Here is a 20,456-nt window from a genome sequence, read left to right as displayed (position 1 = left end):
TCGAGTCCGCGGCCACACTCCACGAGGCGGCCCGAGAGGGCCGCAAGGGACAAGGTGGAACTTGTGCCCGGTTCTCGGATTCCGTGCCCCGTGAGGCCTCCTGGGGCGCCGCAGGCGGCCGGTTCAGGTCGCCTCCCATGAGGCGGCGTGGCGGGAGGAGACGCCGCCACACCTCATGGGGCGATCCGGGAGGAGACAGGGAACGGAGCGGGAGAACCTCAGGAACTCGCGCCGCTGACCCGGTAGACGTCGTAGACGCCCTGGATGTTGCGGACGGCCTTCAGGACGTGGCCCAGGTGCTTGGGGTCGCCCATCTCGAAGGTGAACTTGCTGATCGCCACCCTGTCCCTGGAGGTCGTCACCGACGCCGACAGGATGTTGACGTGCTGGTCGGAGAGGGTGCGGGTCACGTCGGAGAGCAGGCGGGGCCGGTCGAGCGCCTCGACCTGCAGCGCGACCAGGAACACCGAGTCGTCGGCGGCGGACCAGGCGACCTCGACCAGGCGGTCGGGCTCGGACTGCAGCTGGTCCATGTTGGGGCAGTTGGTGCGGTGCACCGACACGCCGTGCCCGCGGGTGACGAAGCCAACGATCTCGTCACCGGGTACGGGCGTGCAACATCGTGAGAGGCGCACCCAGACGTCGGAGTCGCCCGCGACGACCACGCCCGCGCCGCCGCTGCCGCGGGGGCGCCCGCGCAGCTTGGTCGGTACGGAGGTCTCGGCGATGTCGTCCTCGGCGCCCTCCACGCCCCCGACGGACGTCACGAGCTTCTGCACGACCGTCTGCGCGGCCACGTGGCCCTCACCGACGGCCGCGTAGAGCGCGGAGACGTCCGGGTAGCGCAGGTCCCTGGCGAGGGCCAGGAGGGACTCTCCGGACATCAGGCGCTGCAACGGCAGGCCCTGCTTGCGCATCGCGCGGCCGATCGCCTCCTTGCCCGCCTCGATCGCGGTCTCGCGGCGTTCCTTGGAGAACCACTGCCGGATCTTGTTGCGGGCCCGGCCGGACTTGACGAACTTCAGCCAGTCGCGCGAAGGACCCGCGTCCGGCGACTTGGAGGTGAAGATCTCCACGGTGTCGCCGTTGCCCAGGCGTGACTCCAGGGGCACCAGGCGCCCGTTGACCCTCGCCCCGATGCAGCGGTGGCCGACCTCGGTGTGCACGGCGTAGGCGAAGTCGACGGGCGTCGCGTTCTCCGGCAGGGCGATGACCTGGCCCCTGGGGGTGAAGACGTAGACCTCCGAGACCGACAGGTCGAACCTGAGCGACTCCAGGAACTCCCCCGGGTCGGCGGTCTCCTTCTGCCAGTCGAGAAGCTGGCGCAGCCATGCCATGTCGCTGGCGGGCTTCAGCTTCGTCCCGGGAGGCCCCGAGATGGTCATGTCCTCCTTGTACTTCCAGTGCGCCGCCACGCCGTACTCGGCCCTGTGGTGCATACCGTGGGTACGGATCTGCAACTCCACCGGCTTGCCCTCGGGGCCGATGACCGTGGTGTGCAACGACTGGTACATGTTGAACTTGGGCATCGCGATGTAGTCCTTGAACCGGCCGGGGACCGGGTTCCATCGCGCGTGGATCGTGCCGAGCGCCGCGTAGCAGTCGCGGACCGAGTCGACCAGCACCCGGATGCCCACCAGGTCGTAGATGTCGTCGAAGGCGACGTCCCTGGCGATCATCTTCTGGTAGACGGAGTAGTAGTGCTTGGGACGTCCCTTGACGGCCGCGCGGATCTTGGCGTCCCGCAGGTCACCGGAGACCTTCTCGATGACCTCCTGCAGGAACAGGTCCCTGCGCGGGGCCCGCTCCGACACCATCCGGGCGATCTCGTCGTACCGCTTGGGGTAGAGCATGGCGAACGCGAGGTCCTCCAGCTCCCACTTGATGGTGTTCATGCCCAGCCGGTGGGCGAGCGGCGCGAAGATCTCCAGAGTCTCCCGCGACTTCTGGTGCCGCTTGTGCTCGGGCAGGTAACGCATGGTGCGCATGTTGTGCAGCCGGTCGGCGAGCTTGATCACCAGCACCCGGATGTCGCGCGACATCGCCACGACCATCTTGCGCACGGTCTCGGCCTCGGCCGCGGCGCCGAACTTGACCTTGTCGAGCTTGGTGACGCCGTCGACCAGCAGCGCGATGTTGTCGCCGAAGTCCGAACGCAGCTCGTCCAGGCTGTAGGCGGTGTCCTCGACGGTGTCGTGCAGCAGCGCCGCGCACAGCGTCTCGTCGTCGGTGCCGAGCTCGGCCAGGATCGTGGCCACCGCCAGCGGGTGGGTGATGTACGGATCACCGCTCTTACGCTTCTGGTCGCGGTGGTGGTAGGCCGCCACGTCGTAGGAGCGCTCGATGAGCCGCAGGTCCGCCTTCGGGTGGGTCGCGCGGACCGTACGGAACAGCGGCTCCAGAACCGGATTCATACCGCCACCCCATTGCCCCCCAAGACGTGCGAGCCTTCGCCTTACCGCCGGCTTCTCCTCAGCGGCTCCGGACACGGCGGAACCGGCATCGCCTACTGGGACGGCCGTCTCGGGACCGCCACCGTCGGCGGTCACATCGGGGACGACCACATCGCGGGGCACTCAGACTCCTTACGTTCGAGTCCAGATCCCTACAGTGTATCCAGACCGGGTTGTGTGCTTTCGTCCGCGGGGGCGATCAGACGACGACGAGGGAGTGCAGCTCCACGTCGGTCAGACGCTCGCGGCCCTTGAGGAAGGCCAGCTCCATGAGCACGGCGATGGCGACGACGTCGGCGCCCGCCCTGCGGACCAGCTCCACCGTCGCGCACGCCGTACCTCCCGTGGCGAGCACGTCGTCGACGATGAGAACGCGCTCCTGGGGGGCGAAGGCGTCCCGGTGGACCTCGATGACGGCGGAGCCGTACTCCAGATCGTAGGACGCCTCAAGCGTCTCGGAGGGCAGTTTGCCTTTCTTCCGTACCGGGACGAAGCCCGCGCCCGCCCGGACGGCGACCGGGGCCGCCAGGATGAACCCCCGCGCCTCGATACCGACGATCTTGTCCACCTCGTACAGCCCGGCCAGTTCCTCGATCACCGCGGTGAACGCCACCGGGTCGCCGAGCAGGGGGGTGATGTCCTTGAACAGCACCCCGGGCTGCGGGTAGTCGGGCACGTCGCGGATGCGGTCGAGGATCAGGCTGCTCAGTTCGGTCATGGGCGGCGCTCCTGTGGAGGTGTCGGGGCGGAGGACACCGGGACGGCCCGGCGGTGTCCGGAGGGTGTCGCATCGGAAGGACTCTGCGGGCGGGTGTCGCAAGGTCAGGGAAGAGCCGGGGGGCTGGAAGGGGCTGGAAAGGGCTGGAGGGTAAGGAAAACGCCTCCGCTCCCTGCGAGGGGAGCGGAGGCGCGGACGTGCCCGTACTTACTTCTTCTTCCGCTTGCCGGCGGCGGAGTCGGCTCCGCCGGCGACCGTGGCGGCGCCGTTGGAGGCCCCGGCGGCGACCGGCTGACGCACCGTCTTGATCCCGGAACTCCCCCCGTGGGAGGCGATCCTGCGGGCGATCGCCTGGTAGCGCGGCTCGCGCTCCTTGAGCGTGACCAGCAGCGGTGTCGCGACGCACAGCGAGGAGTAGGTGCCGACGAGCATGCCGACGAACAGGGCCAGCGACAGGTCCTTCAACGTTCCGGCACCGAACAGCGTGGTGCCGATGAAGAGGATCGCCGCGACCGGCAGGATCGCCACCAAGGTGGTGTTCAGCGACCTGATCAGCGTGTGGTTCAGCGCGTTGTTTGCGGCCTCGGTGTAGGTCAGCTTGGAGGTCGTGCCGAGCTTGGCGGTGACCTCCTTGATCATGTCGAAGACGACGACGGCGTCGTACAGCGAGTATCCGAGGATCGTGAGGAAGCCCAGCAGGGTCGCCGGGGTGACCTCGAAGTTGGACCAGGCGTAGACACCAGCGGTGATCACCAGGTCGTGCAGCAGCGCCACGACGGCGGCCAGCGCCATCTTCCACTCGAAGGCCATCGTCAGGTACAGGATGATCGCCAACATGAAGACGATCAGTCCGATGATGGCCTTGTTGGCCACCTGACCGCCCCACGAGGCGCCGATGACCTGCAGGTTGACCTGGTCCGCCGGCATCTTGAACTCGGTGGCCACCGCCTTCTGCACCGCGGTGACCTGGTCGGCCGGAAGGCTCTCGGTGGTGACCCGCCAGCCGTTCTGGGTCGTCTGCGCGATGATCTGGTGCGCACCGGCCTCGGTGAACGTGGCGCGCACCTGCTCGATGTTGGCGGTCGGGGCCTTGAAGGAGAAGACGGACCCGCCCTTGAACTCCACGCCCAGGTTGAGGCCGTTGACGATCAGACCGGCGATGGAGACCACCAGCAGGATTGCGGAAAGGGCGTACCAGAGCTTCTGACGGCCGACGAAGTCGACGTCGATTTCGCCCCGGTACAGCCGGCGCGCGATGCCGGACATCAGGCCTCCTGCGGAACGGTCTTGGGTGCGACGGTGGTCTCGCTCATACGCTCGGCGTCGAGCCCGGAGAGCCTGTGCCCCTTGGCGAAGAACTTCAGCTTGGCCAGCATCGCGACGAACGGCTTGGTGAACATGAACACCACCGCGATGTCGATGAGCGTGGTCAGGCCCATGGCGAAGGCGAAGCCGGCCACACCTCCGACCGCCAGGAAGTAGAGCACCACGGCGGCGATGAACATGACGGCGTCGGCGATGAGGATCGTCCGCCGGGCGCGGACCCAGGCGACCTCGATGGCCGTGCGCAGCGAGCGCCGGCCCTCCTTCATCTCGTCGCGGATGCGTTCGAAGTAGACGATGAACGAGTCCGCGGTGATACCGATCGAGACGATCAGTCCGATGACGTGCGGCAGCGAGAGGCGGAAGCCCGCGAACGCGCCGAGCAGCACGACGGACTGGTAGGTCAGGATCGTGGCGACCAGGAGGCTCAGCACCGACACGACGCCCAGACCCCGGTAGTAGAGCATCGAGTAGATCACGACCAGCAGAAGGCCGATCGCGCCCGCGATGAGGCCGCCGCGCAGCTGGTCGGCGCCCAGCGTGGAGGAGACCTCCTCGATGGAGCTCTTCTCGAACTTCAGCGGCAGCGCGCCGTACTTGAGCTGGTTGGCCAGCTCGTCGGCCGTCACCTGGTTGAAGCTGCCGGAGATCTGCGCCCGGCCGCCGGTGATGGGCTCCTGGATGACGGGCGCGGAGATGATCACACCGTCGAGGACCATGGCGACCTGGTTGCGGGGGGCCTGCGAGTTGAAGGCGGTGGTGGTGACCTTCGACCACTGGTCGGGGCCCTGGCCCTTGAAGGAGAGCTGGACGAGCCACTCACCGGTGGTCTGGTCGACGCCGGAGGACGCGGTGTCGATCGAGGTGCCGGTGACGGCCGCCTTCTCCAGCACGAACTTGGTGCCGCCGTCCTGGCTGCAGCCCACGTACTGCTTGTCCGGCGCGTCCTGTGCCCCGCGGCCCGCGTCCTTGGCGCAGTCGAGCGCCTGGAACTGCTTGAGCGCCTCCGGGTCGATCCCGGTGGGGTCGACGCCCGCCATCGGGTCGTCGGCCGCCGTCGGCGGGGTCGTCGGCACGGCGCTGGTCTCGGGCGCGGCACTCGCGTCCGGCTTGGCGGGCTTGTCACCGCTCGGCTCGGCGGAGGGCGCGGCGGTGGCGCCGGGGCTCGGGTTGGTGAGTGCCGACGACAGGGCACGACCGGCCGGAGAGGCGTCCGTGTCGGGCGCGGCGGTCGCGTCGGGCTTCGGAGTCACCGACTCGGCGGGCTTGGGCTCCTTGGACCCCTTGCGCCCGGATTCGGTGCTCGCAGGGGACGGTGTCGGCGTCGGCGCCTCGGTGGAGAGCTGCCCCGGGGGCGGAGGTGACCCGGCCCCGATCGCCAGCACTTGGCGGAACCTCAGCTCCGCGGTGGTGCCGACCAGCTTGACGACTTCCTCCTGGCCTGCTCCGGGAACGGAGATGACGATGTTGTCACCGGATTTGGCGACCTCGGCGTCGGAGATGCCGCTGCCGTTCACCCGCTCACGGATGATGTTCACGGCGAGGTCGAGGCTCTCCTGCGAGGGAGCGCCCCCGTTCGGCGTGATGGGCTGGAGCGTCACGGTCGTGCCGCCGGCGAGGTCGAGGCCATACTCCGGCGTGTACGCCTTGTTGAGGAGCATCGCCCCGCCCATGGCGAGAATGATCGCCAGAAGCACCAGGAGCATGCGCCCCGGTCTGCTCTGGCCGCTGGTCGGTCGGGCCACTGGTCGTCAGTTCTTTCGGTTATAGGGGGTTGGAGGTGAGGCTACTCACGGCTTCTTGCTCGTCGTGTCGTGGTCTACACCCTGCTGTTCCGCCGTCTCCGCGAAATCGCGGTCGACAGCCTTGACATTCTCCTCCTCCGCGTCGTCGACGGGAACCAGGACACGGCCGATCGCCGCCTTGACCCAGCGGGTCTCCACACCGGGGGCGATCTCCAGGATCACGTCCTCGTTGTCGATGGCCACCACGGTCCCGAAGAGGCCCGTCGTGGTCATGACACCGGTGCCCGGCGTGAGACTGTTCTGCATCTTGAGCTGCTCCTGCTGCCGCTTGCGCTGCGGCCGGATAAGCAGGAAGTAGAACACCACGACCATGAGAGCGATCATGATCAGGCTCGAATAGTTGCCGCCCACAGGGCCGCTCCTTTTCTTGAAGATTGACCGGCGAAAACCGGACGCCACATACGACCACGCCGCTCAGCACGTCAGCCTACACAGCCAGCCAAGGCTCGGAGTTTAGGCGAGCTGTTAAGAGCGGGGCAACGAAGTCACGATTCGGCTCGCAGGGAAGTTCCCATTTCGATACAGTTGTCATCGTTCTGTGATCAATCCCGTACGACTTCCCTACCGACTCCCAACGCTAGATTTGCCCGGCATCATCCTCAAGATCGATGAGAAACGAGGCACCGAAGGCGTCGGGCGGGGGGACCAGACCCAGGTGGGTCCAGGCCGCGGCGGTCGCGACCCGGCCACGGGGGGTCCGGGCGAGGAGTCCCTGCCGCACCAGGAACGGCTCGGCGACCACCTCGACCGTCTCCGGTTCCTCCCCCACGGCCACCGCCAGCGTCGACAGCCCCACCGGCCCGCCGCCGAACTTGCGCAGCAGCGCTCCGAGCACCGCCCGGTCGAGCCGGTCGAGCCCTTCGGCGTCGACCTCGTAGAGGTTGAGCGCGGCGGAGGCGACGTCCCGGGTGACCACCCCCTCGGCGCGCACCTCGGCGAAGTCGCGGACCCGGCGCAGCAGCCGGTTGGCGATGCGGGGGGTGCCCCGGGAACGGCCGGCGATCTCGCGGGCGGCGTCGCCGGGGAGCGCGACGCCCAGCAGACGCGAGGAGCGGTGCAGCACCTCCTCCAGCTCGGCGACCCCGTAGAAGTCCATGTGTGCGACGAAACCGAAGCGATCGCGCAGCGGCGCGGGGAGCATCCCGGCCCGTGTGGTGGCCCCGACCAGGGTGAACGGAGCGATCTCCAGTGGGATCGCGGTCGCCCCCGGCCCCTTGCCCACCACGATGTCGACGCGGAAGTCCTCCATCGCGAGGTAGAGCATCTCCTCGGCGGGCCTCGCCATGCGATGGATCTCGTCGATGAACAGGACCTCGCCCTCCGAGAGCGTCGACAGGATCGCCGCGAGGTCACCGGCCCGCTCCAGCGCGGGCCCGGAGGTGATCCGGATGGGCACGGAGAGCTCGGTCGCGATGATCATGGAGAGGGTCGTCTTGCCCAGTCCGGGACCGCCGCTCATCAGCACGTGATCCGGCGGCCTGTTGCGTCGCAGCGCGCTCTGCAACACCAGTGACAGCTGCTCGCGCACCCGCGCCTGGCCGATGAACTCCTCCAGCCGCTTGGGCCGCAGCGCCGCCTCGATATATCTCTCGTCGCCCTCGGCGTCCGGCGACACCAGATCACGGTCGGAACTCACGCCGCCCCTCCCTCGTCCCGCCGTACGGCGGACTCACCCGCGCCCCTCATCGCACGCTCAGCGCGCGGAGGGCCGCCTTGAGCAGGGGCGCCACCTGGGGGGTGCGGCCCTCGGCCATCTCGGCGTCGGCCTGGGACTCGACGGCGGCGACCGCCTCGTCGGCGTCCCGCGCCGAGTAGCCAAGACCGACCAGCCCCGAGTGGACCTGACCCCGCCAGGCGGGCGCGACGGCTCTGCCGTCGAGCGCGGCGCTGACGGCCTCCTCGGGAGTGCCGAGCTTGTTCTTGAGGTCGACGATGATCCGCTGGGCACCCTTCGGCCCCACCCCGGGGACCCTGGTCAGCGCCTTGACGTCGGCGGAGGCCACGGCCACCCGGAGCGCGTTGGGAGTGTGCACGGCCAGCATCGCGAGGGCGACCTTGGGGCCGACCCCGCTCGCCGTCTGCAGCATCTCGAAGGTGCCGCGCTCGTCCTCGGTGGCGAAGCCGAACAGCGTGAGCGACTCCTCGCGGACCACCAGCGAGGTGGCCAGCCTGGCCTCCTCCCCCGTCCTGAGCGTCGCCAGGGTGCCCGGCGTGCAGTGCACGAGGACTCCCACCCCGCCGACCTCGACGACCGCACCGTCGGGCGCGATCGCGGTCACCTGTCCTCGCACCGAGGCGATCACTTCGCGGTTCCTCTCGGGTGTCCGGCCCTGCCACGACTCCGGAAGTAGGCGGCGGGGGTCGTGCCGGAGGCGCTCGCGGCCTTCGCGGCGGCCTCGGCCAGCCTGCTCTGTGCCCCGCCCCGCCACACGTGGCAGATCGCGAGGGCGAGCGCGTCGGCGGCGTCGGCGGGCTTGGGCATCGCGTCCAGCCTCAGCAGGCGGGTCACCATCGTGCCGACCTGCTGCTTGTCCGCCGTGCCGCTGCCGGTGATCGCGGCCTTGACCTCGGAAGGCGTGTGCAGCGCGACCGGCAGGCCCCTGCGGGAGGCGCACAGGATCGCCACGGCGGAGGCCTGGGCGGTGCCCATCACGGTCCTGAGGTTGTGCTGGGCGAAGACCCGCTCCACGGCCACCGCGTCGGGCCGGACCTCGTCGAGCCACTGCTCGATGCCCGCCTCGATCGCCACCAGCCGGGCGCCGATCTCGTCGTCGGCGGGGGTGCGGACGACCCCCACTTTGATCAGGCTCAGCGGTGCGCCGGGCCGCCCCTCGACGGCGCCGAGCCCGCATCGGGTGAGCCCCGGATCAACCCCCATCACCCGCAACTCGGGCAATCGCACCGACACGCCTCCGCTCGCCGAACATCTGTTCGGTGGCAGACTCTACCGCGTGAGAGCATCCCGCGCACGGCTCTCCCCCGGTCCGTCGAGAGGCGGAGCGGCAGGCGCCGGCTCACCGCCTCCAGGGGATCCGTCTCACGGGTGCTGGGTGGCGGGTTCCGCGTCACGGTCGTTCCCTGCCCGGTCGCGCAGCAGGTCCAGGCGGTTCATCGCCGGCGAGGCCGAGATTCCGTGGATCACCAGGGAGGCCATCGCGGTGAAGGCGACCACGGCCCAGATCTCCTCGGCGGGTACGCCGAAGTCGGCCTGGCCGAGGGCGTAGGCGAGGTAGAACAACGAGCCGATGCCGCGGACGCCGAAGAACGCCGCCACGACGCGCTCGCGCGGCCCCGCCCTGCCTCTCAGCAGGGAGAGCCACCCGACCAGCGGCCGGATGACGAGCAGCAGCGACAGGCCGACCGCGGCGCCCCGCCAGGTGAGCGCGGACAGTCCCCCCACCGCGACGAAGCCTCCGAGCAGCAGGAGCAGCCAGGCGGTGAACAGCCGCTCGATCTGCTCTATGAAGCCGTGCAGCACCCCGTTGTAGCCGTGGCTGCGCTCGGCCGCCCTGATGGTGCAGGCGGTCACGAACACCGCGATGAAGCCGTACCCGTGCACCAGCTCGGTGAGGCCGTAGGCCAGGAACGTCGCGGCCAGCGCCACGAAGCCGTCGCGGTGCTCGGCCAGCCGCAGGTCGGGCTTCTCGGCACGGAAGAACAGCCGCCCCAGCCCTTTGCCGATCAGCAGGCCGCACACCACGCCCGCGACGCACCGGTAGAGCAGGTCCACCAGCGCCCACTCGCCGATCCAGCCGGTCCCCCCGCTGACGGCCAGCGTGATGGCGGCGTACACCAGGGGGAAGGCCAGGCCGTCGTTGAGGCCCGCCTCGGAGGTGAGGGCGAAGCGGACCTCGTCGTCGGCCTTCTCCGAGTCGACGGGCTCGCCGACCTGAACGTCGGAGGCGAGCACCGGGTCGGTCGGCGCGAGGACCGCGCCCAGCAGCAACGCCGCCGCGAGGGGCCAGCCGAGCAGGCCGTACGCGGCGGCGGCCACGGCGAGGACGGTGAGCGGGAGTGTCCACCCGAGCAGGCGCCAGGTCGAGGACCAGCCGCGCCGCCCGAAGGGCCGGTTGATGGCCAGCCCCGCGCCCATGAGCGAGACCAGCACGCAGATCTCGGTGACGTGCTCGACCAGTGTCCGGTGGGCCACCGGATCGGGATCGGGCAGCTCCAGGGGCAGGGCGTAGAGGACCAGACCGACCAGCAGGCAGGCGAGGGGCAGCGAGAAGGGGCGGCGGTTGAGAAGTCGCGGCAGTGTGGCCGCGAGCAGCGCGGCAACGCCCGCCACGGCGAAGATGAGGTCAGGATTGCCCATTGTCCGCGTGATCTGCCCTGGACCACGCGGACAAACCTCACGAGCAGCGCGAGGTCCGAAAAATCGGACTACGCGTCGAGCTTCTCCATGACCTCGTCGGAGACGTCGAAGTTGGCCCAGACGTTCTGCACGTCGTCGCTGTCCTCAAGGGCGTCGATCAGCCTGAAGACCTTGCGGGCGCCCTCCTCGTCCAGCGGGACGTTCAGCGTCGGCATGAAGCTGGACTCGGCCGAGTCGTAGTCGATCCCGGCCTCCTGCAGGGCCTTGCGGACCGGGACGAGGTCGGTGGCCTCCGAGACGACCTCGAACTGGTCGCCCAGGTCGTTGACCTCCTCGGCACCCGCGTCGAGGACCGCGACCAGCACGTCGTCCTCACCCAGCTCGCCCTTGGGGACGAGCACGACACCCTTGCGGTTGAACATGTAGGACACCGAACCCGGGTCGGCCAGCGAGCCGCCGTTGCGGGTCAGCGCGACGCGGACCTCGGAGGCCGCGCGGTTGCGGTTGTCGGTGAGGCACTCGATCAGCACCGCGACGCCGCCGGGGGCGTAACCCTCGTACATAATGGTCTGCCAGTCGGCGCCGCCGGCCTCGAGACCACCGCCGCGCTTACGGGCACGCTCGATGTTGTCGATCGGGACCGAACTCTTGCGCGCCTTGGTGATGGCGTCGTACAGCGTCGGGTTGCCGTCCGGATCGGGTCCGCCCGTCCGAGCCGCGACCTCGATGTTCTTGATGAGCTTGGCGAACAGCTTGCCGCGCTTGGAATCGAGCGCGGCCTTCTTGTGCTTCGTCGTCGCCCATTTGGAGTGGCCGGACATCGCCTAGAGCTCCCTCACCATCTCAGCGAAATATGAATGCACACCGACATCCCCGGTAAGTTCCGGGTGGAAGGACGTGGCGAGCAACGGTCCTTGACGGACCGCGACGATCCTATCCCCAGGTTCGGCCAGTGCCAGCACTTCGACCTCCGAACCCACCGATTCCACCCAGGGTGCGCGGATGAAGACGGCCCGCGTGCTGCCGCGACCGGCGAAGTCGATGTCGGCCTCGAAGGAGTCGACCTGGCGTCCGAAGGCGTTGCGGCGGACGACCATGTCGATGCCTCCGATCGTCTGCTGGCCTTCGATCCCGCCCTCGATCCGGTCGGCCAGCATGATCATCCCGGCGCAGGAGCCGTAGGCGGGCATTCCCGCCTTGATCCGCATCCGGAGTGGTTCGAGCAGCTCGAAGGTCTCGGCGAGTTTCCACATCGTGGTGGACTCGCCACCGGGGATGACGAGGCCGTCGACCGCCTCCAGCTCGCGGGGGCGCCGTACGGCGACCGCTCTCGCGCCCACCGCCTCCAGGGAGCGAGTGTGCTCGCGCACGTCTCCTTGCAGCGCGAACACGCCGATCGTGGGGACGATGGTCACCGATGGTCCTTCCCGTACGGGTGGAGTGCCCCTTCAGCGTATGGCCACCCCTTGGACGGCCCCAAACCGGTTCACGCTCCGACACGGCTCGGAGATCCGGACCGTGACGGCCCGGCCCCGTTCCCCGGTGGCGGCGCCGTGCTCCTCGGGGCGGGATCGCGGGGCACGTGACCACGAGATCGACCCCCTGCGGAGGAAGGGCGACCCCCGTGACGGAGATCGCCCTTTTCCCGGAGTCTCACCGGGCTTCCCGGAGGCTCCCCGCCCCCTGAAGAAAGCCCTGAAAGCCCTCGCCCGCCCTACCAGCCGCGCTCGGCCAGCCGGTGCGGGGCAGGGATGTCGTCGACGTTGATGCCGACCATCGCCTCTCCCAGCCCCCGGGAGACCTTCGCGATGACGTCGGGATCGTCGTGGAAGGTGGTGGCCTTGACGATCGCGGAGGCACGCTCGGCGGGATTGCCGGACTTGAAGATGCCCGAGCCGACGAACACGCCCTCAGCGCCGAGCTGCATCATCATCGCCGCGTCGGCCGGGGTGGCGATGCCGCCGGCGGTGAACAGCACGACCGGCAGCTTGCCGGTCCTGGCGACCTCGGCGACCAGCTCGTACGGCGCCTGGAGCTCCTTGGCCGCGACATAGAGCTCGTCCTCGGGCAGCGAGCCCAGACGCTTGATCTCACCCCTGATCTTGCGCATGTGGGTGGTGGCGTTGGAGACGTCGCCGGTGCCGGCCTCTCCCTTGGAGCGGATCATCGCCGCGCCCTCGGTGAGGCGGCGCAGCGCCTCACCCAGGTTGGTCGCGCCGCAGACGAAGGGCACGGTGAACTGCCACTTGTCGATGTGGTTGGTGTAGTCGGCGGGGGTGAGCACCTCGGACTCGTCGATGTAGTCGACGCCGAGGGACTGGAGCACCTGCGCCTCGACGAAGTGGCCGATGCGGGCCTTGGCCATGACCGGGATCGAGACGGCGGAGATGATGCCGTCGATCATGTCGGGGTCGCTCATCCGGGAGACGCCGCCCTGGGCGCGGATGTCGGCGGGCACCCGCTCAAGGGCCATGACGGCGACGGCACCGGCGTCTTCGGCGATCTTGGCCTGCTCGGCGTTGACGACGTCCATGATGACGCCACCCTTGAGCATCTCTGCCATGCCGCGCTTGACCCGGGCGGTTCCGGTGACGGTCGTCTCGCTGACTTCGGGCGTGCTGCTGGACACGGTCTTCTACCTCACGACGGCTGGCTGCGGACACGGGCCGTCCGAGGACGGCCAGTACGCCTTCCATCGTAGGCGCTGGCGGACTGCCCCCTTACCCGACGCCTTGTCGTCCTTGGATGATCTTCTTGGACAGTATGTACAGGACGTGCGTGTCAGGGGATGACGGGTTTGGCGGAGGCGAGCACGACCCAGACCTGCCCCGGGGCGAAGTTCATCGGCTCGCCCGTCTCGGTGGTGAAGACGGTGCCGTCCTTCTCGTCCGGCCGCGACCAGCGGGCCTTGAACGCCTGCCCGTCACGGAGCACGATCGCCCTGCCCTTGCCCGTGCTGTGCACCAGCGGGGTGTAGCTCTGGTTCTTGTCGTGGAACTGCGAACGCTCCGTCTTGGTGTACTGCACGACGATCGTGGGCGCGCCGAGCTGGCCGCCCTCGGCCGCCATGTCCTTCTTGCCGTCCTGCCAGACCAGCCACTTGCCCGCCGTCTCCGACCAGCCGAAGGTGAAGCGCGCCGCCGGGTACTTCACGCTGTACATCTTGCGCGACACGCCGCCCTCGGGGGCCTCGCCGAAGGTGAACCCGATGTCCTTGGCCTTGCTCGCCTTGGGCGCCCCGGCCAGCAGGTCCTTGGTGTTGGCGAACAGGTTGTAGGGGGCGTAGCGTCCCGGCTGGCGGAAGTACGCGCCCGGCTCCCTGCTGTCGGAGACGTCGAAGAGCGGGGCCTCGGCGATGAAGGGGAGCATCTTGGTCTGCGCGCCCGAGTAGGCGAAGGCCGGTCTGCCGAACTGCGGGACGATGTGCAGGTCGGAGATGCGGGCGCTGCGGACCGGACCGACCTTGGCCGGGATCTTCGAGGAGAAGATCGCCATCAGGCGGGTGAGGCCCGCCTCGACCTGCTCGACGTAGACGATGTCGGCGCTTTTCAGGCCGAGCTGCGGCTTGCCCGCCGAGGTGTTCTCGATCTTCACCGCGAGCACCGCCCGGCGCGCCGCGCCGGGCAGGCCGGTGAAGGGGTGTGTCGGCTCGGGCGTGGGGGTCGGGTCCGCGCTCGGCTCGCCCGCCGCGCCCGCCGGGCTCCCCGGCGAGGCCGGCCCGTCGGAGGAACAGGCCGCGACCGGTGCAAGGACCGCGACTCCCGCCAGCGTGACGGCGATCATCCGGGACACCCGCACGGCTCATCTCCTCAAGTCGGCCACTCGATCACTCAGTCAAGAATCGCCAAGAGCTTACCGGTGTCCGACTTGTCAGATACTCCAGTTTATGTGCGCCTTATTTATCCCTATTCAGCGGCCAGGGCCTTCGGGGGCACGTCGTCGATCTCGAAGAAGGCCGGATACTCGGTGTGCCCCGCCAGCCGCAGCGTGCGGGCCAGCCAGCGGCGCTGCGCCGTCCGGGTGACGCCCACCGCGTTGTTGTAGAACCGGCGGGAGTACAGGACCTTCGCCACCGCGGCGTCCAGCTCCTCGATCAGCTCCGATCCGGCCGGGGTGTCGGCCAGCCGGTCACGGAAGCGCTCCTGGTCGACGACGGCGCGCAGCGCGCGCGACAGGTCGCTCTCGGCGTGCTCGCGCTCCTCGGGACCCGCCGTACGGGCCTCGTGGGCGGCCGCGGCCAGCACCAGGCTCGTCGCCGGGTCCAGCAGCCGGGAGGCCGCCAGCTCCAGGCTGACGGCGGTCCGCCGCACCAGGGCGGCGTCCAGGGACTCGCGGGCCAGCTCCAGCCGGATGTGCAACCGGTCGAGCCGCCCCGCCCGCCAGGAGACGTAGACGGCGAGAAGCACCACGATCGCGCCCGCCACCAGGACCAGCGTGGTCGTCGTCACAGCGCGTCATTCCTCTCGGCCGGCGTACCCGCCGGCTCTCCCCCGGCTCCGACCCCGGTCGGCCCGGCGCCCGCCACCGGGCCTTCCACCGCGCCTTCCGCAGGTCCTGTCACAGTGCCTGTCACGGGGCCCTCCGCAGCGTCTTCCACCGGGCCTGCCACCGCGTCCTCCTCGACCCCGGCCGTGCTCGCCACGGTCTCGTAGACCCGCAGGACGTCGCGGGCGACCGTCGACCAGTCGTACTTGCGCACGGCCTGCCGGGCGGCCTGCGACAGCCTGGCCCGGCGTTCGGGATCGTCGAGCAGCGCGGCGGCCTCGCGGGCGAGCGACGCGGCGTCGCCCGTCTCGAACAACGCTCCCGCCCCGCCGTCGTCGAGCACCTTTCGGAAGGCGGGGATGTCACTCGCCAGGATCGCCGCGCCCGCCGACATCGCCTCGGTCAGCACGATGCCGAAGCTCTCACCGCCCAGGTTGGGCGCGCAGAAGACGTCGACGGTGTGGTAGGCGCGCACCTTGTCCTCCTCGCTCACCATGCCGAGCAGGCCGATCCGGTCGTGGAAGGCGGCCGGAACCCGCTCCAGCACCTCGTCGGCGTCACCGGGCCCCGCCAGCAGCAGGCGCAGCGACGGCCGCTCGGCGGCGAGCAGGGCGAACGCCTCCAGCAGCACCGGCAGGCCCTTGCGCGGCTCGTCCATCCGGCCCAGGAAGCCGATCACCTCGCCCTCGTCCCAGCCGGGGAGCCGCTCACCCTCGGTGTAGCGGCTCACCGTCACCCCGTTGGGGATGAGCACGGCGTCGCCGCCCATGAACTCGACCAGGGTCTTCCTCGCGGCGTCGGAGACGGCGATCCTGCCGCCGATCTTCTCCAGCGCGCTCATGATGACCGGCACCCCCACCGAGAAGGAGCGGGAGTTGCCGTACGAGGCGTGGAAGGTGGCCACGATCGGCCCCCTCGCCACCCAGCAGGCGAGCAGGCCCAGCGAGGGGATCGCCGGTTCGTGCACGTGCAGCACGTCGAAGCGGCCCTCGCGCACCCAGCGGCGCACCCGGTTCGCCGACAGGAATCCGAACGACATCCTGGCCACCGACCCGTTGAAGGGCACCGGGACGGCGCGGCCCGCCGAGATCACGTACGGGGGCAACTCCGCGTTCTCCGCGGCCGGGGAGATCACCGAGACGTGGTGGCCGTCGGCCATGAGCGCCTCCGCCAGGTCGCGGATGTGCACCTGGACGCCGCCCGGCACGTCCCACGTGTAGGGACAGACGATGCCGATCCTCATGCCTGGGCCTTCCTGGGCTCCAGGTCCTCGAGCCAGAGGCGCTGGAGCATGTGCCAGTCCTCGGGGTGCTCGGCGATGCCCTTCTCGAAGACGGTGGCGAGGCTCTGCGCCACGACGGCCACCTTCTCCTGCCTGCTGCCCTCGGCCGGGATCGCGATCTCCTCGTGGAACTGCAGCCCCCAGCCGTTCTCCTCGAAGTAGGGAATCGCCGGGATGAGGGCGGCCCCGGTGTGCACGGCCAGCAGGGCGGGACCGGCGGGCATCCGCGTGGCCGCGCCGAAGAACTGCACCTCGACCCCCTTCGCGGTCAGGTCGCGCTCGGCGGGAAGGGCGACCGGCAGGCCGGCGCGCAGGCGCTGCGCCAGGGTGCCGAAGGTGTGGCCGTCACCGCCGGTGAGCGGCAGCACCTCCATGCCGAGCCCTTCGCGGAAGGCCGTGTACCGGTGGAACAGCGACTCGGGCTTGAGCCGCTCGGCGACCGTGGTGAACGGGTGGCCCGTACCGGCGAACCAGGCGCCCGCCTGGTCCCAGTTGCCCATGTGCGGCAGAGCCAGGACCACGCCACGCCCCCTGGCGAGGTTGTCGTAGACGGGCTCGGCCCCGGCCACCCGCATGCGGGAGACGAGCTCGTCGACGGGGATCGAGGGCAGCCGGAACACCTCGTGGAAGTAGCGGAAGTAGGAGCGCATGCCGTCACGGCTGAGTGCCCGGATCGCCGGGTCACCCGGCGAGGTGCCCTTGACCCTGGCGAGGTTGGCCTCAAGTCTGAGCACCGACTTGCCGCGACGCTTCCACAGCCGGTCGGCGGCGACGCGGAAGGCCCAGGCGGTGAGCCTCTCCGGCAGGCGGGGCACGATCGTCCAGCCGGCGCCGAACGCCGCCGCGACGAGACGATCCTGGGGGGAGGGCTTGTCGGTCATCGCTCTTTCCGATCGGCGGAGGGTCAGCGGAGGGTCCGCGGCGGGGTGGAGACGGCCTGCCGGCGCACGTGCAGCAGGCGCTGGCCGACCGTCACCGCGCTGGCGACGGCGAGCAGCCAGAGCCCCGCGGCGAGGATGTAGGGCACGCCCAGACCCCCCAGACCGGCGGAGACCAGGCCCACGACCAGGCGCTCGGGCCGCTCGGCGAGGCCGACGTCACACGTCATGCCCAACGCCTCGGCCCTGGCCTTGACGTACGAGACCACCGCCCCCGCGACGAGGCAGAAGAGCGCGACCCCCGCCAGCACCCGCTGCTCGCTCACGACGAACCAGAACACCAGCCCGGAGAAGATGCCGGCGTCGCCGACCCGGTCCAGGGTGGAGTCGAGGAAGGCGCCCCAGGTGCTTCCTGAGCCCGTCATCCTGGCCATCACCCCGTCGAGGAGGTCGGCCAGCACGAAAAAGGTGATCACCATCGTACCGGCGAACAGCTCGCCCCTCGGGTAGAAGAACAGGGCCGCGGCGACGGTGCCGAGCGTGCCGACGGCGGTGACGGCGTTGGGGCTGATCCCGTGGCGGGTGAGTGCCCTGCCCAGCGGGGTCAAGAGCCTGGTGACGGCGGGGCGCAGAAGTTTCAACATCGCGCTCCGATCGTAGGCCACCCGGCCCCCGCGCGTGCGGCGGCGGTGGGGGCGGCGCGTTCCGGAGAAACGGCGTTCACGGGGGCGGCCGGGACGACCCCGACACTTAGCGATCCGGTCTCACTCTGGCAAGAGGATCCCCTCACCCCTCTTGTGATATTCGCCACATGGGTATTTGGTGAACAGACCGAGTCCACGCGATTTACCCGACGCGAGAACCGTGAGCACTCGGTAGCGGACCCCGGGGGTGTGGCCCCACCAGGCCGCGGCCCCTTCGGCAACGACGCGGGAGGCGATGTGGCGGAAAGAGCGACCGGCGGAACAGCGGGAGCCGCGGGGAGAGCACCCACGGCCGACCGGCCGGACATGATACGAAACGTCGTGCTGGTCGGCCATTCCGGCTCCGGGAAGACAACGCTCGTGGAGGCGCTGCTGGCCGCGACCCGGACCGTCCAGCGGCCCGGCAGGGTCGAGGACGGCACGACCGTGAGCGACTTCGACGAGGTCGAGGTGCGCCAGCAACGCTCGGTGAACCTGACCGTGGCCCCCGTGGTCCACAACGACATCAAGATCAACCTGTTGGACACGCCCGGCTACGCCGACTTCGTCGGCGACCTGCGCGCCGGACTGCGCGCGGCCGACGCGGCGCTGTTCGTCGTCTCGGCCGTCGACGGCGTGGACGGCCTGACCAGGATGATCTGGGACGAATGCGCGGCGGTCGGGATGCCCCGCGCGGTCGTGATCACCAAGATCGACCACCAGCGGGCGAACTTCGAGGACACCCTCGGCGCCTGCCAGGAGGCCTTCGGCGAGGGTGTCTCGCCGCTCTACCTGCCGGTGGTGACCAACGGCAGGGTGAACGGCCTGATCGGCCTGCTGAGCCAGCGGTTCTACAACTACGCGACCGGCACCCGGACGGAGAACTCCCCCGGCCCCGCCTACGCCGACCAGATCGAGCTCTACCGGGGCGCCCTGATCGAGGGCGTCATCCAGGAGAGCGAGGACGAGTCCCTGATGGACCGCTACCTCTCCGGCGAGGAGATCGACACCAAGGCCCTCATCGAGGACCTGGAGAAGGCCGTCGCGCGCGGCGGCTTCTACCCCGTGCTGGCCGCGGGGGCGGGCGTGGGCGCCCTGGAGATCCTGGAGCTCGTCACCCAGGGGTTCCCCTCGCCGCCCGAGCACCCCATGCCCGAGATCATGTCGATCGGCGGCGAGCCCGTCTCCGGCATCACCTGCGACCCCGAAGGCCCCCTCGTCGCCGAGATCGTCAAGACCACCAGCGACCCGTACGTGGGCAGGATCAGCCTGGTGCGGGTCTTCTCCGGCACGCTGCGCCCGGACATGACGGTGCACGTCTCGGGGCACGGCCTGTCCGACCGCGGACACGAGGACCACGACGTGGACGAGCGCATCGGCACGCTCTCCTCGCCGCTGGGCAAGCACCAGCGGACGGTCCCCAAGTGCGTGGCCGGGGACATCGCGGCGGTGGCCAAGCTGTCGCGCGCCGAGACCGGCGACACCCTGTCCGACCGGGACAACCCGCTGCTGATGACGGCCTGGTCCATGCCGGAGCCACTGCTGCCGGTGGCGATCCAGCCCAGGTCCAAGGCCGACGACGACAAGCTGAGCCAGGCCCTGCAGCGGCTGGTCGCCGAGGACCCCACCCTCAGGCTGGAGAACAACCCCGAGACCCGCCAGCTCGTGCTGTGGTGCATGGGCGAGGCCCACACCGACGTGCTCCTCGACCGGCTGAGCCGGCGGCACGGCGTGGAGGTGGAGAAGACCGAACTGCGGGTGCCGCTCAGGGAGACCTTCGGCGGCAGCTGCCAGGCCCTGGGCCGCAACGTCAAGCAGACCGGCGGCCACGGCCAGTTCGCCGTCTGCCACCTGGAGGTCGAGCCCCTGCCGTCCGGCGGCGGCTTCGAGTTCGTGGACAAGGTCGTCGGCGGTGTGGTGCCGCGCCAGTTCATCCCCTCGGTGGAGAAGGGGGTCCGCACCCAGATGCAGCGCGGCGTGCTCGCCGGCTATCCCATGGTGGACGTGCGGGTCACGTTGTACGACGGCAAGGCCCACTCGGTCGACTCCTCCGACATGGCGTTCCAGATCGCCGGGGCGCTCGCGCTGAAGGAGGCCGCGGCCAAGGTGCCCATGCTGCTGCTCGAACCGGTGGACGAGGTGTCCATCCTGATCGCCGACGACCACGTCGGCGCGGTGATGTCCGACCTGTCCTCGCGCAGGGGCCGCGTGCTCGGCACGGAGCCGGTGGGCGTCGGGCGCACCCTGGTCAGGGCCGAGGTGCCCGAGCTGGAGATCACGCGATACTCGATCGATCTGAGATCCATCTCGCACGGGACGGGGACGTTCCAGCGGGTCTTCCTGCGTTACGAGCCGCTTCCCCCACATCTGATGGACAAAATCACCGGCTGACAGAGCGGTGACGGGTGTGCCGGACGGTGCCCCACCTCACAGGAAGGGCGCACCGTCCGGCACGCCCGTCACAACATACGCTCATGTAACGGAGTCATCACGAAAGGATTTCGTTTTTCCGGT

18 protein-coding genes are annotated in these 20,456 nt (G+C 69.7%); 1 reads left to right on the top strand and 17 read right to left on the bottom strand.

Features of this window, described 5'->3' with window-relative positions; genetic code table 11:
- Nucleotides 1–218 precede the first annotated feature (218 nt).
- From ACFY3V_RS36965 to pgsA, 17 genes are all read right to left on the bottom strand, one after another.
- On the bottom strand, nt 219–2,414 hold the full coding sequence (locus ACFY3V_RS36965; RefSeq protein WP_350949159.1) for a bifunctional (p)ppGpp synthetase/guanosine-3',5'-bis(diphosphate) 3'-pyrophosphohydrolase: 2,196 nt from the start codon (nt 2,412–2,414) through the stop codon (nt 219–221).
- A gap of 238 nt (nt 2,415–2,652) precedes the next feature.
- Complete coding sequence (locus ACFY3V_RS36960) at nt 2,653–3,171, bottom strand: adenine phosphoribosyltransferase (RefSeq protein WP_350949158.1); 519 nt, start codon at nt 3,169–3,171, stop codon at nt 2,653–2,655.
- A gap of 207 nt (nt 3,172–3,378) precedes the next feature.
- Nucleotides 3,379–4,437: a protein translocase subunit SecF gene (gene secF / locus ACFY3V_RS36955; protein WP_350949157.1), complete on the bottom strand. Its 1,059-nt coding sequence runs from the start codon at nt 4,435–4,437 to the stop codon at nt 3,379–3,381.
- A complete protein-coding gene (secD, locus tag ACFY3V_RS36950) occupies nt 4,437–6,200 on the bottom strand; it encodes a protein translocase subunit SecD (RefSeq protein ID WP_350949156.1) in 1,764 nt (587 codons plus the stop codon). Before secD ends, secF begins: the two co-directional genes overlap by 1 nt.
- 84 nt (nt 6,201–6,284) lie before the next feature.
- Nucleotides 6,285–6,650: a preprotein translocase subunit YajC gene (gene yajC, locus ACFY3V_RS36945; protein ID WP_362905653.1), complete on the bottom strand. Its 366-nt coding sequence runs from the start codon at nt 6,648–6,650 to the stop codon at nt 6,285–6,287.
- 226 nt (nt 6,651–6,876) lie between these two features.
- Nucleotides 6,877–7,935, bottom strand: a complete 1,059-nt coding sequence (gene ruvB, locus ACFY3V_RS36940; RefSeq protein WP_350949154.1) for a Holliday junction branch migration DNA helicase RuvB — start codon at nt 7,933–7,935, stop codon at nt 6,877–6,879.
- Between the two features lie 46 nt (nt 7,936–7,981).
- Nucleotides 7,982–8,602 carry a Holliday junction branch migration protein RuvA gene (ruvA, locus tag ACFY3V_RS36935; protein WP_362905657.1) on the bottom strand — a complete coding sequence of 207 codons (621 nt, stop codon included), beginning with the start codon at nt 8,600–8,602 and terminating at the stop codon, nt 7,982–7,984.
- Nucleotides 8,599–9,186, bottom strand: a complete 588-nt coding sequence (gene ruvC, locus ACFY3V_RS36930) for a crossover junction endodeoxyribonuclease RuvC (RefSeq protein ID WP_362905710.1) — start codon at nt 9,184–9,186, stop codon at nt 8,599–8,601. Before ruvC ends, ruvA begins: the two co-directional genes overlap by 4 nt.
- A 150-nt stretch (nt 9,187–9,336) precedes the next feature.
- Nucleotides 9,337–10,614, bottom strand: coding sequence for a cation:proton antiporter (locus ACFY3V_RS36925; RefSeq protein WP_362905659.1), 1,278 nt, complete (start codon nt 10,612–10,614; stop codon nt 9,337–9,339).
- Nucleotides 10,615–10,682: 68 nt separating this feature from the next.
- Nucleotides 10,683–11,435 carry a YebC/PmpR family DNA-binding transcriptional regulator gene (locus ACFY3V_RS36920; protein ID WP_350949151.1) on the bottom strand — a complete coding sequence of 251 codons (753 nt, stop codon included), beginning with the start codon at nt 11,433–11,435 and terminating at the stop codon, nt 10,683–10,685.
- A gap of 3 nt (nt 11,436–11,438) precedes the next feature.
- Nucleotides 11,439–12,029 carry a pyridoxal 5'-phosphate synthase glutaminase subunit PdxT gene (gene pdxT, locus ACFY3V_RS36915; protein WP_362905661.1) on the bottom strand — a complete coding sequence of 197 codons (591 nt, stop codon included), beginning with the start codon at nt 12,027–12,029 and terminating at the stop codon, nt 11,439–11,441.
- 299 nt (nt 12,030–12,328) lie between these two features.
- Complete coding sequence (gene pdxS / locus ACFY3V_RS36910; RefSeq protein WP_350949149.1) at nt 12,329–13,243, bottom strand: pyridoxal 5'-phosphate synthase lyase subunit PdxS; 915 nt, start codon at nt 13,241–13,243, stop codon at nt 12,329–12,331.
- Nucleotides 13,244–13,395: 152 nt separating this feature from the next.
- Complete coding sequence (locus ACFY3V_RS36905; protein ID WP_362905664.1) at nt 13,396–14,412, bottom strand: DUF3048 domain-containing protein; 1,017 nt, start codon at nt 14,410–14,412, stop codon at nt 13,396–13,398.
- 107 nt (nt 14,413–14,519) lie between these two features.
- The gene (locus ACFY3V_RS36900) at nt 14,520–15,062 is read right to left on the bottom strand and encodes a hypothetical protein (protein WP_362905666.1); all 543 of its coding nucleotides are present in this window, start codon (nt 15,060–15,062) and stop codon (nt 14,520–14,522) included.
- Nucleotides 15,059–16,342: a glycosyltransferase family 4 protein gene (locus tag ACFY3V_RS36895; RefSeq protein WP_389779914.1), complete on the bottom strand. Its 1,284-nt coding sequence runs from the start codon at nt 16,340–16,342 to the stop codon at nt 15,059–15,061. Before ACFY3V_RS36895 ends, ACFY3V_RS36900 begins: the two co-directional genes overlap by 4 nt.
- Nucleotides 16,339–17,262, bottom strand: a complete 924-nt coding sequence (locus ACFY3V_RS36890) for a phosphatidylinositol mannoside acyltransferase (protein ID WP_362905670.1) — start codon at nt 17,260–17,262, stop codon at nt 16,339–16,341. Before ACFY3V_RS36890 ends, ACFY3V_RS36895 begins: the two co-directional genes overlap by 4 nt.
- Nucleotides 17,263–17,285: 23 nt before the next feature.
- On the bottom strand, nt 17,286–17,903 hold the full coding sequence (pgsA, locus tag ACFY3V_RS36885) for a phosphatidylinositol phosphate synthase (RefSeq protein ID WP_350949144.1): 618 nt from the start codon (nt 17,901–17,903) through the stop codon (nt 17,286–17,288).
- A 297-nt stretch (nt 17,904–18,200) separates the two neighbouring features.
- Here pgsA and ACFY3V_RS36880 point away from each other — a divergent pair, with 297 nt between their 5' ends.
- The gene (locus ACFY3V_RS36880; RefSeq protein WP_389779911.1) at nt 18,201–20,333 is read left to right on the top strand and encodes an elongation factor G-like protein EF-G2; all 2,133 of its coding nucleotides are present in this window, start codon (nt 18,201–18,203) and stop codon (nt 20,331–20,333) included.
- The last annotated feature ends 123 nt before the right edge of the window (nt 20,334–20,456 follow it).

Source organism: Streptosporangium sp. NPDC000095, from assembly GCF_042899335.1.
Taxonomy (GTDB): Bacteria; Actinomycetota; Actinomycetes; order Streptosporangiales; family Streptosporangiaceae; genus Streptosporangium.
The sequence above is the reverse complement of the archived record's forward strand: the minus strand, read 5'-3'. Positions and strand labels throughout refer to the sequence as shown.